This window comes from Microcystis sp. M079S1 (assembly GCF_020246425.1).
Lineage (GTDB): Bacteria > Cyanobacteriota > Cyanobacteriia > Cyanobacteriales > Microcystaceae > Microcystis > Microcystis aeruginosa.
Genome location: NZ_JADBSZ010000327.1, coordinates 1 through 11,306 on the forward strand (window position 1 = coordinate 1; position 11,306 = coordinate 11,306).

The 11,306-nt window shown below is 41.8% G+C and carries 14 protein-coding genes; 9 read left to right on the top strand and 5 right to left on the bottom strand.

All coding sequences use genetic code 11. The features are described 5' to 3' along the window. Positions 1-239: 239 nt before the first annotated feature. On the top strand, positions 240-1,934 hold the full coding sequence (locus IM456_RS21005; protein ID WP_149986381.1) for a helicase HerA domain-containing protein: 1,695 nt from the start codon (positions 240-242) through the stop codon (positions 1,932-1,934). Here the strand turns inward: IM456_RS21005 and IM456_RS21010 are convergent. Next, positions 1,931-2,833, bottom strand: coding sequence for a hypothetical protein (locus IM456_RS21010; protein ID WP_002763688.1), 903 nt, complete (start codon positions 2,831-2,833; stop codon positions 1,931-1,933). The two genes, IM456_RS21005 and IM456_RS21010, sit on opposite strands and share 4 nt — an antisense overlap. Positions 2,834-3,111: 278 nt before the next feature. On the opposite strand from IM456_RS21010, the gene rlmD reads away from it, so the two are divergent. Together rlmD and IM456_RS21020 are read left to right on the top strand one after the other, a co-directional pair. Further along, positions 3,112-4,479, top strand: coding sequence for a 23S rRNA (uracil(1939)-C(5))-methyltransferase RlmD (rlmD, locus tag IM456_RS21015; protein WP_287693015.1), 1,368 nt, complete (start codon positions 3,112-3,114; stop codon positions 4,477-4,479). 341 nt (positions 4,480-4,820) lie between these two features. After that, positions 4,821-5,222, top strand: a complete 402-nt coding sequence (locus tag IM456_RS21020) for an ATP-binding protein (RefSeq protein ID WP_002763681.1) — start codon at positions 4,821-4,823, stop codon at positions 5,220-5,222. On the opposite strand, the gene IM456_RS21025 is transcribed toward IM456_RS21020, so the two are convergent. Beyond that, the gene (locus tag IM456_RS21025; RefSeq protein ID WP_002735085.1) at positions 5,219-5,500 is read right to left on the bottom strand and encodes a DUF6439 family protein; all 282 of its coding nucleotides are present in this window, start codon (positions 5,498-5,500) and stop codon (positions 5,219-5,221) included. The genes IM456_RS21020 and IM456_RS21025 overlap by 4 nt on opposite strands. A 72-nt stretch (positions 5,501-5,572) precedes the next feature. Here IM456_RS21025 and IM456_RS21030 point away from each other — a divergent pair, with 72 nt between their 5' ends. Further along, on the top strand, positions 5,573-5,974 hold the full coding sequence (locus IM456_RS21030; protein ID WP_008199395.1) for a sll0565 family protein: 402 nt from the start codon (positions 5,573-5,575) through the stop codon (positions 5,972-5,974). Between the two features lie 41 nt (positions 5,975-6,015). Here the strand turns inward: IM456_RS21030 and IM456_RS21035 are convergent, their stop codons facing one another. From IM456_RS21035 to IM456_RS21045, 3 genes are all read right to left on the bottom strand, one after another. Beyond that, positions 6,016-6,666 carry a pilus assembly FimT family protein gene (locus IM456_RS21035; RefSeq protein ID WP_287693014.1) on the bottom strand — a complete coding sequence of 217 codons (651 nt, stop codon included), beginning with the start codon at positions 6,664-6,666 and terminating at the stop codon, positions 6,016-6,018. Next, the gene (locus tag IM456_RS21040; RefSeq protein ID WP_149987395.1) at positions 6,644-7,126 is read right to left on the bottom strand and encodes a type 4 pilin; all 483 of its coding nucleotides are present in this window, start codon (positions 7,124-7,126) and stop codon (positions 6,644-6,646) included. Before IM456_RS21040 ends, IM456_RS21035 begins: the two co-directional genes overlap by 23 nt. Positions 7,127-7,436: 310 nt before the next feature. After that, entirely contained in the window at positions 7,437-8,330 is an 894-nt protein-coding gene (locus IM456_RS21045; protein WP_149987418.1) for a DMT family transporter, read from the bottom strand. Positions 8,331-8,546: 216 nt separating this feature from the next. Between IM456_RS21045 and IM456_RS21050 the strand changes: the two genes are divergently transcribed. Genes IM456_RS21050 through IM456_RS21070 form a run of 5 tightly spaced genes read left to right on the top strand, consistent with a single transcriptional unit; the run spans position 8,547 to position 10,911 of the window. After that, the gene (locus IM456_RS21050) at positions 8,547-8,903 is read left to right on the top strand and encodes a DUF1823 family protein (RefSeq protein ID WP_149987397.1); all 357 of its coding nucleotides are present in this window, start codon (positions 8,547-8,549) and stop codon (positions 8,901-8,903) included. Between the two features lie 31 nt (positions 8,904-8,934). Continuing rightward, positions 8,935-10,065, top strand: a complete 1,131-nt coding sequence (locus IM456_RS21055; protein WP_149987398.1) for a CO2 hydration protein — start codon at positions 8,935-8,937, stop codon at positions 10,063-10,065. Positions 10,066-10,118: 53 nt separating this feature from the next. Further along, the gene (locus tag IM456_RS21060) at positions 10,119-10,682 is read left to right on the top strand and encodes a GUN4 domain-containing protein (RefSeq protein ID WP_149987399.1); all 564 of its coding nucleotides are present in this window, start codon (positions 10,119-10,121) and stop codon (positions 10,680-10,682) included. 3 nt (positions 10,683-10,685) lie between these two features. Then, positions 10,686-10,868, top strand: a complete 183-nt coding sequence (gene nrtS / locus IM456_RS21065) for a nitrate/nitrite transporter NrtS (RefSeq protein ID WP_287705293.1) — start codon at positions 10,686-10,688, stop codon at positions 10,866-10,868. After that, positions 10,843-10,911 (top strand): hypothetical protein, encoded by a 69-nt coding sequence (locus IM456_RS21070; RefSeq protein ID WP_269453991.1) that lies wholly within the window; start codon positions 10,843-10,845, stop codon positions 10,909-10,911. The genes nrtS and IM456_RS21070 overlap by 26 nt, the downstream gene beginning before the upstream one ends. Positions 10,912-11,306 lie beyond the last annotated feature (395 nt).

Consider the following 11,306-nt stretch of genomic DNA (forward strand, 5'->3'; position numbering starts at 1 on the left):
CAGTTATCAGTTATCAGTTATCAGTTATCAGTTATCAGTTATCAGTTATCAGTTATCAGTTATCAGTTATCAGTTATCAGTTATCAGTTATCAGTTATCAGTTATCAGTTATCAGTTTTGAGTTTTAAGTTCACTGATTACTGTTTACTGATCACTGATGACTGTACCCGATCGAGTTTGCACCGATTAACGGAAAAGTGACAGAATAGGGAGATAGATCGCCACAAATCAAGGTTAGCATGAGTGAACAACCCCTCGGATCGGTTATTCAAGGTTCCCTGAGTGAAGGTTTAGAAATCCGTCTTTATCCGGATATTTCCGTGGAAGATATGCGCGTCGGTAAATTTTTAGTGGTGCAAGGCACTCGCTCGCGTTTTTTCTGTCTCCTCACCGATGTCTCCCTGGGTAACTCCAGTCCCCGAATTATCGCGAATCCTCCCCATCCCGATGATAGTTTTATGCGCGATGTTTTAGCGGGTAGCGGTACTTATGGTACTATTGAACTATCGCCTATGCTTATGTTTACACCGACGGGAGGTAATTCCCCGGCAGTTTCCGACACTTCCTTAGGCTCTTTTCAACCCCAAACTAGCGCCGATTTAGAATTACTGCCAGTTAAAACTATTCCCGCGCATTTTAGCCAAGTTTATGAAGCTTGTGAGCAGGATTTTCGCATGGTTTTCGGTTGGGAAGATGATCCCACCAGAAAGAATTTTGCTATTGGTCAACCCCTTGACATGGACGTGCCAATATGTATTAATCTCGATCGCTTTGTGGAACGTAGTAACGGTGTTTTTGGCAAATCCGGGACGGGAAAATCCTTTTTAACCAGATTACTAATTTCGGGCATTATTCGCAAACAAGCAGGGGTTAACCTCATGTTTGATATGCACTCGGAATACGGTTGGGAAGCGATGAAAGAGGGGAAGGATGTTTCTACGGTGAAAGGATTATGTCAATTATTCCCCGGACAGGTGGAAATTTATACCCTCGATCCCGATTCTACCAAACGCCGGGGAGTACGAGGAGCGCAGGAATTATTCTTAAGTTATAATCAAATTGAAATCGAGGATATTCGTTTAATCGGTCGGGAATTAGGCATCTCGGAAGCTAGTTTAGATAATGCCAATATTCTCTATAACGAATATGGAGAATCTTGGATTACTCAGTTATTAAATATGAGTAACGAGGATATTAAAATCTTCTGTACGGAAAAACAAGGCCATGCGGGATCAATTATGTCCCTCCAGAGAAAATTAATGCGTCTAGATAGTTTGAAATATTTAAGAAGTGTTTGTCCTCACAATTATATCGATCAGGTTTTACAAGCTTTAGATGCAGGTAAGCACGTTGTCATTGAATTTGGCTCCCAAAGTAATATGCTTTCCTATATGTTAGCCACCAATATGATCACCCGTCGGATTCATGCTAATTATGTTAAAAAAGCTGAATATTTTTTACAAACTAAAAACCCCGTTGATCGGCCGCAACAGTTAGTGATTACCATTGAAGAAGCTCATCGATTTCTTGATTCTGCTGTGGTACATCAAACTATTTTTGGAACTATCGCCAGGGAGATGCGAAAATACTTTGTTACTCTCTTAATTGTCGATCAAAGACCTTCAGGAATTGATAACGAAGTTATGTCTCAGGTAGGGACAAGAATCACCTGTTTATTAAACGATGAAAAGGACATCGAAGCCATATTTACTGGAGTTTCTGGAGGGGGAAGTTTGCGATCAGTTTTAGCGAAATTAGACTCAAAACAACAAGCTTTAGTTTTAGGTCATGCGGTCCCTATGCCGGTAGTAATTCGTACTCGCGCCTACGATCAAAAATTCTATGCTGAAATAGGTGCGACCGACTGGCGAGAATTACCCGATGAGGAAGTATTAGCGGCGGCCAAAATTGCCAAAGCCGATCTAGGATTTTAAAGGAATTTATTTGGGAGATTTCTCCAATGGTTCTTCTGGAAAGAAGCAATAAAATCCTCAGTACCCGGAATGATACCAAAAATCTCCTCGGATAATTTCAGCAGTTGAGGATTATTAAAAAGACTATAATATTCGGGATCTTCTCGAAAGGTTTGCCAACGATTAAGAACATCCATTTTCTGCCCTTCTTGTTGATAGGATAAGCCATCAAAGGAACTACCACCAGCAAAATTGGCAACTAACTCTTTTTTCGAGTCATCAAAAGGAATTTGCAGTCTTTCTGTAATTGCTTGCCGATAATTGACATCTGTTAACCATTGATTATAGTTGATTCCCAAACGATAGCGATCAGCACTTTTTTGGTAACTTAGATAAACCTGAGCGTATTTTTCCCAGAGAACAGCAATATTTTTTAAGTTTTCTTTGCCCCATTTTTGATAAATGCTGGCTAATACATTGAAAGGATCCCGCAGAATAACTATAGAAAAAACCTCTTGACTTTTGCCTACCCACTGCTCATGATAGCGATCCATCAAATCGCTGAAATTTTCAATATCTTTTTCCTCAAAGCTGACAATTATCGCCTCTTTGGGATGTTGTTTGAGCTTTTGACCATTAAAGCGTTGATCATTTTTTGAATAAGTGACAATTTCTTTATTAAAGAAAGGATTTCTCTCAAAAAAGAAGTATTTTTTCTTAAAATCCCAGTAGTTAATCCCCTTGCAGTCAATTCTTCCTGTACCTTTGTAAATACGAATTTCCTTTCCTGCTAAATAGCAGTGATTGGCAAAAACTACCTGACCAGGTATCTGGGAAAAAATCCAATTGATAATCGCATGATTACCACTTCTTTTAATGCCAAATACTCGAATTTCTTTATTGTTGATTATGGTTGACATTTGATTGATGACACTAGCAAGAGAAAGTAATTTATCTAAAAACTGTTGGTTCCAAGTTTTTGAGTATAAGAATATACAAAAAATAGGTATATCGATATACTAATCTCGACTGGTAGTGTGACAAAGATCAAATGTGTTTGTCAATGAGTATTTATACTCAAACAATAATCCCTTGATTCTGAGGACAACTCACAGTCAAGGTAATTTTGTCAAAACCTTTTGTTAGAATCAGAAAGCTCGACAGTCTTAACCCTGGATGAAAACTGGTTTCCCTAACTATGCAACAAGGTGATTTAATCGAGATCGAGATTACCGACCTCAACCATACGGGCGAAGGTGTGGGAAAATACCGAGGACAGGTGATTTTTGTGCCGGATACGGTCATTGGCGATCGCATTCAAACTCGCATCACCTATATCAAAAAAAGTCATGCGATCGGCAAACTACAAACTATTCTCCAAGCTTCTCCCCATCGTATCCGGCCCCGCTGCATCGTCGCCGATAAATGTGGTGGCTGTCAATGGCAACACATCGAGGATCAATTTCAGCTTCGGGTCAAAAAAGAGCAAGTACAAGAGGTATTAACCAGAATTGGCGGTTTTACCGATCCTTTGGTTTATCCTCCCCTCACCGGTAATTCTCCCCTCGCTTATCGCAATAAAGCTACCTATCCCCTCGGATTTTCCCCCACCGGCAATGTGCAAGCAGGTTATTATCGTCGCGGCAGCCATCATCTGATTAATCTCAATCAATGTCCGATTCAAGATCAGGCTTTAAATCCGTTTCTAGCAGAGATAAAACAGGATATTCAGGAGCAAGGCTGGTCAATTTACGATGAAAAGACCCATCAAGGAGAATTACGCCATTTATCCCTAAGAATTGGCCGCCACACGGGAGAAATTTTATTAACCCTGATTAGTACCGATAATAATTTACAGGGAATTGAGGCACAGGCGCAGCAATGGCTGGCAAAATACGCTAATTTAGTCGGTGTAACCGTGAATTATCACCCCGAGCGAGGTAATGCTATTTTTGGCGCTCAGACCACAACTATCGCCGGAAGGGACTATATTACCGAAAAGTTCGCCGGATTAACCTATCAATTGGCTGCCGATACCTTTTTTCAGGTTAATACAGAGGCTGCTGAAGCTTTATTTGCGGTTATTTGTCAGAAATTAGACCTTAAAGGTGAAGAAATTCTTATTGATGCCTACTGTGGCATCGGTACTTTTACTTTACCCCTCGCTAAACGGGTTAAAGAGGTGATCGGACTAGAATCCTATAGCTTTTCCCTCGATCGAGCCAAGATTAACGCCCAATTAAATAATATTACCAACACAACTTTTATTTTGGGGGCAGTAGAAAAAACTTTACCGCAACTGACAGTTAAACCCGACATTATTCTACTCGATCCGCCCCGCAAAGGTTGCGATCGATCTGTCCTCGATAGTCTGTTACGGCTGCAAAGTCAACGCATTGTTTATATCAGTTGTCAAAGTGCAACTTTAGCCAGAGACTTGCAATATCTCTGTAAAACAGGCGATTATCAACTGCTAGAAGTGCAAACAGCTGATTTCTTTCCCCAAACTCCCCACGTCGAATGCGCCGCTTTTCTTAGACAAAAAACAGCGAATATGGTAGGATGAAATAGGAGGAAAAACCCGACACTTTAGCCGTTTATGGTCGAAAAGTCAATGGGTAAGGATAATAGCATATTAAAGACCGTTCCAGTCAACTACTTTTTTGATTAATTACCCGCTCAAAGTGGCCTTGATTCTCGATTGGTGTGTAGATCAATCATAAAAATATCTAATCAATCTCAGAGACAGAAAAGGGATAAAACATGACTCATTAGGTATGGCAATCAACTAGATCGACGGTTAAGAGACCTTAATCTTTCTGTAAGAGAACAGTCATTGAATATAAGCTAGAGGTAAAGTGCGTGATTGCTATTTCACTGCCAACAAGCAAACGAAGTTGGAACACCATGAGTTTCGCTTCCACCTTGTATCTTTGTCCGATTTTAGATTTATTGACCGCTAGTATTCCCGAAGAATTAGAACCAGAAATTAGATTAGGATTGCAAGAAGCTTTAGTTAATGCCGCTAAACACGGCAATCATCTCGATCCCAGCAAAACCGTGGTCGTTCACTTTTCCAGCAGTAAAGACGAGTATTCTTGGGTAATTACCGACGAAGGTTGTGGATTTACGCCAGGTTGTCCCCATCATGGCTGTAGTTGCGATTGTCCCAATTTTCCCCCCGAAGAAGCGGAAAATGGCCGAGGACTGTGTATGTTATATCAAATCTTCGACCAAGTTCACTGGAATCAACAAGGAACCCAACTGAAACTTTGTAAACAAATTAAACAGGAACGCTGGTTTAATTAATGACCGTGACCGTGAGAAGGACAGGGAGGAGCAGAAATCGAGCGATCAAGCCAGCCTGTAGCCTGTTGTAGCCGAGGAAGTGCTTCTTCTGGCTGATTATCTAATAAAAACACCAAAGCCGTCCCTAATTGTTCGGCAGCCCGAGCATTACGATTGGCTTTCAGACGATGCCAGTCAATCGGTGCGATCGCCAAACGTTCCGCCAAAATCCGCGCCAATTCCAGGGTAGATAGATCATCAACAGTCTGAGATGAGGAAGAGACAGGGGATGGAATCATAGTCAAAAGGTTTCGTAAAACCGTAAAATCGTCTATAACTATAGTTTAGACGCAGGCAATCGGATCGAGTCCATGTCCTTAGAAGAAAACCCATACCCTAGCGATGAATCGGCAGAATTTACCCAAGCGATTGAAGAAGTCGAAGCGGCGATCGCATCACTAAAAGACCGTTATCGACAGATCAACGAAGCAGAACAGCAAAAAAAAGACCTAGAGGCACAATTTAGCCAAATAGAACCCCAATGGCGGGAAAATCCCCTACCTGAACTAGAAAAGGAATTGGTACAAATTCGCGAACAGATTCAAGAATTAGAGGTAATTTTAGAAAGCAATTTACTTAAAGAAGGGGAATTAAAGCGTCTATTCTGGGAAGGAATCCGTCGCGGACTGCTGGGGGAGGTTTTTTGGCAAATTGTCCGCTTTGGTGGTATCGGAGTCTTACTGGGTTGGATTCTGCGATCCTGCACGGGGTGATTAACTGCACAGGGGTGGAGTGTGTTGCCTTGAGAAGCTGATTAGGGTGGTTGGGTTCCATCGAGACGGATTTGACAATTATTGGCATCGAGGTCAGTTAGAGGATCGCCATTATAAGTGCCTTGTTTAACCATTCCTAACAGAGAAGCGATAACTATACACTTTCTTTCTTGGTTGGGATAGGGCGCGGCGGTGGCATTGGCAGCGGGATATAATACGATGATGGCTTGATCTTCTGGCGCCTCAAAATTTAACCCCGGCACATGACCCCGAAAGGAAAACTGTACCCCCGGACTGTCGCCATCAGGGGGAACATCTGGAAAATTATCCACCACCATAAATACTTCCTGCGGCAGACGTAGGGAACCCGCATTAGTATTAGTCGCCACTAAACAACCTGGGTCAGGGTTGGAGTCCTCATCTAAAGCGGTTATTTGCGAGTAAACCGTGGGATCATCACCAATCCCGTTAGTAAAATTAATCGTGCAAATTCTGCCTCGACGGATAGCTTGTCTTTGGGCATCCCTTAGGGCTGATTGTATAGAATCGGTGGCTTCTTGGACTTTATTGCTATTCAACCAAGCTAATAAATTAGGTAGGGTTAAGGCGGCAAGAATTCCCGTAATTGCCAAAGCTACCAAAACTTCTAACAGGGTAAAACCCTGATTTTTATGGACATTCAAACGACGCATCGGGAATCACCTCGACAGAACTTCTGGCAATAACATTTTCTTGGTTGCGGTAATCATTGGCGATTTCACTATCAGCTAAACTCACTTCATACTCTATACGAAGGCGATGGGGATGAAGGGACTGGGCTGCGACATCATCAGGAAAAGTTCGAGAGAGAGAATAGTTTTTACCGACAATTAGTTTTGGGTTGGTGGCGGGGGGATTAGCGGTTAGTTGTTCTCTTAAAGCTGTGGCATAACCCTGATTGATATCTGTACATACATCTGGACTGACAAAATCGGAGTTCACATCTAAACTCGAAGCTAAAAATTTGATCTCCTCGAAGTCTTCTTGTATCCAAAAGTTAGCTTGAGCTTGTCTTTTTGCCCGAACTTTATACAAGGCATCCACTGCCATTAACTGTAAGGTTCCTGTTAAGAAAGCGGTAATAGTCAAAATGGCAATTATCACTTCTAACATCGAGAAACCTGACTCGGACGACGGCAGTTTTAACGGTATCCCCTTTCCTCTTGATTTCACTTTTCAACCCTCCCCCAGTTTTTCCTGAAAACTACTGGCTTTTTTAGCTCTCAACTACAGAGTACGCAAATGATCGGATATTTCTAACTCTAGTCAGGGAATTAATTCCCCGAAAACCCTATTGCTCAAGTGAGTCAGATTGTCTAAACTCTCATGCAGTTAGCATTGTACACTAATCTAGTCTTTGTCTGTGATTACCATCCGCGATCAAGATCACACTTAACCGGTAATATTAGATACACTAACAAGCTTATCCGCCTAAAATAGCAATGCCTACGCCGATTAATAGAATTAATCCGCCATAAATGACTTCTTGGGGGGGTATTTCACCAAAAATGAACACTCCTAACAGACTAGCGGCGATTGGCTCTAATAAAATTACCATGGTTACTATTGTCGGTGCTATCCATCGCAAAGCCCAGTTAAAGCTAGTATGACCGATTAATTGCGGAAAAATCGCCATCATTAACACATAAACATACACGGATAGAGGATAGCTTTCGTAACCTTGACCAAATAAAAAAATAGAAGGTAATAAAGCTAATCCTGCGGTAGTGTAGGCTACAGTTATATAATTCTTAATATTTAAGCCCTTTCTTTGTGCTTCTCGTCCGAGGAGGATATAACCACTAACGAGAATCGCCCCAATTAAAGCCAAGCTATTGCCCAATAAAGGGTTAGGATAAGAACTACTGAGATCTCGATCGGCTAAAACAATGAATAATCCCCCCGTTAGAGCCACAAAAATGCCGATAAAAGTTAATTTGCTCGGTTTTTCTCGAAACCACCACCAACCCAACAGAGAAACCCAGAGGGGATTAGTGGTGACTAAAGTGGTGGAAGCGGCGATCGATGTGTAAGATAGAGAACTAATCCAAGTAGCAAAATGGAGAGCTAAACAAAATCCCGCTCCCACTGCGTAATAATAGGCTTGAACAGGGACTTTTTGGCGTGATAAGGTAAACCAGTTCGGAATTAGGACAACAGAAGCCAATATCAGACGAGAAGTTGCTAAAAATAAACTAAATGCGATCGTAGCATTACCTACCGCTTCGATCGCTAACCGGATAAAAATTGCCGATGCAGAAACCGACACCACACCGATAGTTAAAATAAAAATAATTTTGGCGTTAGAAGGAGGCAAAATGGGCTGCGCTCGCGCGATGATCAATGATGTTGTTTACCAGTTATTTTAGCCGTAGGCAGTAGCCGGTCGTCAGGAAATAGGGTGATAGGGTGATAGGGTTTTGGGGTGATAGGGTGATGAGACAGTTTCCCCACTTCCCCACTTCCCCACTTCCCCACTTCCCCACTTCCCCACACCCCACACCCCACACCCCATCTGCTATTCACTTAATCTATGGAACTACCAGAATTAAATATAGAGACAATTTGGGCGATTATTAACGATGAAATTGACGACGAAACCGTTAATAAATTAGTCTGGCAAAGTTTAGGTTATCGCTACGATGAAAGTCAAGGAAAATGGGATAATAGTCAAGTAGAGGAAGATTGGCGCGGTGAATATCCTCAACCCCCGGATTTTATTGCCAATCGTCCTCCAACAGTAAAATTAACTCGATCGATCTTGCCAGAAAATAAACAATTATTAAAAGATAAATTGGGGTTTACCGGTTATAAAATTGGCGCATTCAATCCCCGCATGACTCGCCGTGCCACCGCCGCTAATTGGTTGTGCTTTTATGCGTTAAAATAGATGAGGAAAGTTATTTTATCAAGCTTCTAGCATGGTCACTATCCCTGTCAAGTCCTCCTCTCATCCCCTAGCATCCTATATTGATCGTCTCACGGCTGGGGAAGCATTGTTAAAAGATACTCCCCAGAATTTGATCGAGGTAGTGGGTATCCTGAAAAGTTACGGAGTGGTGTTAGATGCTTATTCCAAAAATTTAATTTATATTGCAGAAAATCAGTTTTTGGTTTTTTTCCCTTTCTTTAAATATTTTAATGGTCAAGTATCTTGGCAGAAATTACTACAACACTGGTGGCATAATCGCATTAATTTTGAGTATGCTGAATACTGTATGAAAGCCATGTTTTGGCATGGTGGGGGTGGTTTAGATAGTTATGTAGATAGTGCCGCTTTTCGGGAAGTGACAGCCAAGGTTATTCAGTCCAAATTTAGGAATAATCCCCTAGTTTTAATTTTAAATAAAGCCTTTCCTGAATTTTTGCCAGAACAAATGCGGATGATGGCCTACTATAGCGGTTTAGGTCAATTTTGGCGAATTATGGCCGATACTTTTTTAAGTTTATCCGATCTCTACGATGCCGGAAAAATTACCAGTATTCCCGAAGTGGTGGCACACATTAAGAAAAATTTAGTCGATAATGCTAGTAAACCAATTGTCTATCAAGTAAAAATCAAAGAACAAACCTATGATCTTATCCCCAAATCGGCAGGATTAACCTTTCTTGCGGATACGGCAATCCCCTACGTTGAGGCGGTTTTCTTTCGCGGAACACCTTTCCCCGGTACAATTTCCTATAATGCCCAAGCCTATCAAATTCCCTACGATCAAGGAATGTTTGCCTATGGTGCTTTGTATGCGGATCCTTTACCCATCGGAGGTGCAGGGATTCCCCCCACACTATTAATGCAGGATATGCGTCACTTTTTACCAGATTATCTGCACGACATTTATAAAAAGAGTTTTCGTCAAGAGGAAGATTTATTAGTCCAGATCTGCGAAACTTTTCAAAAGTCGATGTTTTGTGTAACAACGGCAGCCATTCAAGGATTAGCACCTTACCCTTTAACTACCACAGATTTAAAAGAACAAAAAGCCAATCGCATCTATCTAGAAGCATGGATGAATCGCTTTGTTAAGTCAAGATTAGAAGCGGTAAATCAATAATTATTTTGCCGATAAATCGGTAATTTTTGCAGTCAACAAACCCCCTTACATTTATGTCAGATATTAACGCCCAACTTCAGGATATTTTAGCTCAATTGCAATCTTTAACCGAACGGGTTGCCCTCATCGAAGCGCGGCAGATGTTAGTACCAGACATCGAGCGCTATGGTAAATTACAGCAATTCCTAGCTGAGGGGAACTTTAGGGAGGCAGACGCAGAAACTCTCCGAGTTATCCTCGAAACTGCCGGCAGAACCCGCGATACTTTAACCCCAGAGGATATGATGCGGTTTCCCGTTAATGTGATTCGGGTACTTGATCGCCTTTGGAAAAATTATAGCGGCGATCATTTCGGTTTTAGCAATCAGGTGAAGTTATATTTTGCCGCCGGGGGTGATATTAACACCCTGCGAACCCAAGACGCGGAAACGATTAGAAAATTTGGGGAATTGGTAGGATGGCGCGATAAAGAGCAGTGGCGTATCGATGATTATGATCACTGGGATTTTAGTCTCGCAGCTCCGGAAGGCTGTTTTCCCGCTCTCTGGTGGAAGTCTCCCTACGGGTTAAAAATGGTGACTTTTTGTTTTACTCGCTTGATAGAGTGCGATTTATAGGCGATGAAAGGGAGTATCGGCTATTTTCGACCTTTATTATCCCCCCAATTTGCCCCCACCGGGATAAGAGTGGCTGTAGTAGTGGGGACAATTTTATTGACAATTAACCACGGTTATGCTATAATGCACAGCCTTATAACTGACTTATCTAGTTCCCTATCTGGTCAATATTCATGGGCAGTATAGCAGTTATCGCCGTCAGCAGTGGCCGAAAAAGTCCCAACAATAAAGGCAATTTTGAGCGGTTAGCTGACAGTTATTGAGAGCTGCGGACACCCCCTGATACTAAATCCTGTTTAAAAAGTATAGGATAGTGGGGTGTGGGGAGAAACAATTCATAACTTGAGAGTTAATCACACTATTAAAAAGGGATTTGGTATGATTAGTAGAAGACTGCTTTGATAGCGATCAAGACGAATATTCAGAAGTCCGATTTACCATGGCTACTGTTTTATTGAAAACCGGCGAATTCCGAGAAATCCCTGTTGACATCCTCACCGCCGTAAACGGACGGTGATTCCCAAACCTCACGATTTAGGTTTCTGCTTCTTTCCCGAAGGATTTTTCGCACCTGCCTTAACAGATTTACTCTGTTCTGGTCTTATGGTCGCTCTACAGACTGAC

Excerpts from the sequence above, each read along its gene's own strand:
- rlmD (WP_287693015.1), top strand. The coding sequence starts at position 3,112 with ATGCAACAAGGTGATTTAATCGAGATCGAGATTACCGACCTCAACCAT.
- IM456_RS21005 (WP_149986381.1), top strand. The coding sequence starts at position 240 with ATGAGTGAACAACCCCTCGGATCGGTTATTCAAGGTTCCCTGAGTGAA.
- IM456_RS21025 (WP_002735085.1), bottom strand. The coding sequence starts at position 5,500 with ATGATTCCATCCCCTGTCTCTTCCTCATCTCAGACTGTTGATGATCTA.
- IM456_RS21055 (WP_149987398.1), top strand. The coding sequence starts at position 8,935 with ATGGTCACTATCCCTGTCAAGTCCTCCTCTCATCCCCTAGCATCCTAT.
- IM456_RS21040 (WP_149987395.1), bottom strand. The coding sequence starts at position 7,126 with ATGTTAGAAGTGATAATTGCCATTTTGACTATTACCGCTTTCTTAACA.
- IM456_RS21050 (WP_149987397.1), top strand. The coding sequence starts at position 8,547 with ATGGAACTACCAGAATTAAATATAGAGACAATTTGGGCGATTATTAAC.
- IM456_RS21010 (WP_002763688.1), bottom strand. The coding sequence starts at position 2,833 with ATGTCAACCATAATCAACAATAAAGAAATTCGAGTATTTGGCATTAAA.
- IM456_RS21060 (WP_149987399.1), top strand. The coding sequence starts at position 10,119 with ATGTCAGATATTAACGCCCAACTTCAGGATATTTTAGCTCAATTGCAA.
- IM456_RS21030 (WP_008199395.1), top strand. The coding sequence starts at position 5,573 with ATGTCCTTAGAAGAAAACCCATACCCTAGCGATGAATCGGCAGAATTT.
- nrtS (WP_287705293.1), top strand. The coding sequence starts at position 10,686 with ATGAAAGGGAGTATCGGCTATTTTCGACCTTTATTATCCCCCCAATTT.
- IM456_RS21020 (WP_002763681.1), top strand. The coding sequence starts at position 4,821 with ATGAGTTTCGCTTCCACCTTGTATCTTTGTCCGATTTTAGATTTATTG.
- IM456_RS21035 (WP_287693014.1), bottom strand. The coding sequence starts at position 6,666 with ATGCGTCGTTTGAATGTCCATAAAAATCAGGGTTTTACCCTGTTAGAA.